This window comes from Streptomyces ossamyceticus (assembly GCF_001418475.1).
Lineage (GTDB): Bacteria > Actinomycetota > Actinomycetes > Streptomycetales > Streptomycetaceae > Streptomyces > Streptomyces ossamyceticus.
Genome location: NZ_LIQX01000967.1, coordinates 1 through 1,929 on the forward strand (window position 1 = coordinate 1; position 1,929 = coordinate 1,929).

Genomic DNA, 1,929 nt, shown 5'->3' on the forward strand with positions numbered 1-1,929 from the left:
GGGAAGGACCGGGAGCCAGGCGAGACGGGGTTCACGGTGGGCGTGCCGGTCGGGGGCGGGGGCAGGGTCCGGCTCGGCAGCGTGGTCGGGCACGGGAGCCCCGTTCTCCTGCCCGCTTCGGGTCGCCCGGCGTTCGTACCAGAGGGTCGCCACCGCCGCCGCCATGAGCACCACGCCCGCGCCGATCAGCAGGGGCTGCAGGCCCGCCTTGACGTAGCGGAGGTAGAGGTCGGTGGAGCCGGCGTGCAGGAGGGCGCCGCCGGTGAGGAGGAGGACGACGGTCTGGGCGTGGCGGTTCACAGGAGCACCGTCCCGACGAGGGCCGACACCAGGATCGCGAGGACGAACGTGGCGGGGGCGAAGCGGAGCGCGAAGGCACGTCCGAACGTGGCGGTCTGCATGGCGAAGAGTTTCAGGTCGATCATCGGCCCGACGACGAGGAAGGCCAGCCGGGAGGTCAGGGAGAACTGGGTGAGCGACGCGGCGACGAACGCGTCCGCCTCCGAGCAGATCGACAGCAGCACGGCCAGTACGGCGAGGGCGAGGATCGCGATGAGGGGGTTGTCGGCGGCCGCGTTCAGCCAGCTCGCCGGGACGACCGCCTTGAGCGTGGCCGCCGCCATGGCGCCCACGACCAGGAACCCGCCCGCGTGCATCACGTCGTGCCGCACCGAGCCCCAGAACGCCGCCCCCTTGCCGAGCCCCTCGTAGGACGGCCGCTCCGGCGGGCGCATCCACTCGCCGCGCCCCAACCGCTGCCAGAGCCAGCCCATCGCGCACGCCACCAGCAGGCTCGCCACGAACCTGGCCAGCACCATCTCGGGGTTCCCCGGGAACGCCACGGCGGTCGCCGTCAGCACGATCGGGTTGATGGCGGGCGCGGAGAGCAGGAAGGCGAGCGCCGCGGCGGGCGTGACCCCGCGCCGTACCAGCGCGCCCGCCACCGGCACCGACGCGCATTCGCAGCCCGGCAGCACCACACCGGCCAGGCCCGCCGCGGGGACCGCCAGCGCGGGCCGTTTCGGCAGCGCGCGGGCGAAGAACGACGGCGGTACATACACCGCGATCACCGCCGACAGCACCACCCCGAGCACCAGGAACGGCAGCGCCTGGACGACCACCGCCACGAACACCGTCATCCAGCTCTGCGTCACGGGCGCGGCCAGGAGACGGCGGAGGGGGCCCTGCGCGGCGACGGCCAGGACCAGCAGCATGGTGAGGAGGAGGGGGGAGTTGAGGTGCCGCCCGCGGGAATCCTGCGGCGGGGCACCGGCGCCGGTGCCGGCATCGGGCGATCCGTGCGCGTGCGGTGCGTGCGAGCCGCCCTCGGCGCCGGGGCCGGGGCCCGGCCGGTCGGGGGCTTCCTTGGTGATGGCCACGGGGGACGGTACCTCCGTACGGGTACGGCTGTGCTGCGCGGGTCGGTGCGCCCTCCCCTCCCATACGGCGACGAGGCCGTTCCCGCTCAGGCGCCGCGCTGCGACGCGCACCACAGGTGGAGCCTTTTTCGTAATGGGATCCATTTTCATGTAGCGTCTCGTGCGGCATTCCGCCGTTCGTCGAGGAGGACCCCATGGCCGTACCCAAACGGAAGATGTCCCGCAGCAACACCCGTCACCGTCGCGCCCAGTGGAAGGCGAGCACAGCGCAGTTGGTGCCCTTCACCGTGGACGGCGTCACCCACCTCGTACCGCAGCGGCTGCTGAAGGCGTACGAGCGCGGACTGATCCACCCCGAGGGCTGAGACGGTGTCCTCGGTGCACGACGGCCACGACAGGCTGCCCGTCACCGTTCTCTCCGGCTTCCTCGGCGCGGGGCACCTTGTCCGTTCGAACTGAAGTGCGTGCATCGAGTATGTGACCTTCATGGGTGGTGTTCGTTCCTCATGGTGACGGGGTGTTCGAGTGGGCCCGGACGGGGGTGGCGGGG

2 protein-coding genes and 1 pseudogene are annotated in these 1,929 nt (G+C 72.3%); 1 reads left to right on the forward strand and 2 read right to left on the reverse strand.

What is annotated here, in order from left to right; genetic code table 11:
• Both AOK15_RS41075 and AOK15_RS41080 read right to left on the reverse strand, forming a co-directional pair.
• Nucleotides 1-300, reverse strand: a pseudogene (locus AOK15_RS41075) (TIGR03943 family putative permease subunit); the annotation flags it as partial.
• Complete coding sequence (locus AOK15_RS41080; protein WP_079058977.1) at nucleotides 297-1,379, reverse strand: permease; 1,083 nt, start codon at nucleotides 1,377-1,379, stop codon at nucleotides 297-299. The gene AOK15_RS41080 and the pseudogene AOK15_RS41075, both read right to left, overlap by 4 nt.
• A 194-nt stretch (nucleotides 1,380-1,573) precedes the next feature.
• Between AOK15_RS41080 and rpmF the strand changes: the two genes are divergently transcribed.
• Nucleotides 1,574-1,744, forward strand: coding sequence for a 50S ribosomal protein L32 (gene rpmF / locus AOK15_RS41085; protein ID WP_055524341.1), 171 nt, complete (start codon nucleotides 1,574-1,576; stop codon nucleotides 1,742-1,744).
• The last annotated feature ends 185 nt before the right edge of the window (nucleotides 1,745-1,929 follow it).

Excerpts from the sequence above, each read along its gene's own strand:
- rpmF (WP_055524341.1), top strand. The coding sequence starts at position 1,574 with ATGGCCGTACCCAAACGGAAGATGTCCCGCAGCAACACCCGTCACCGT.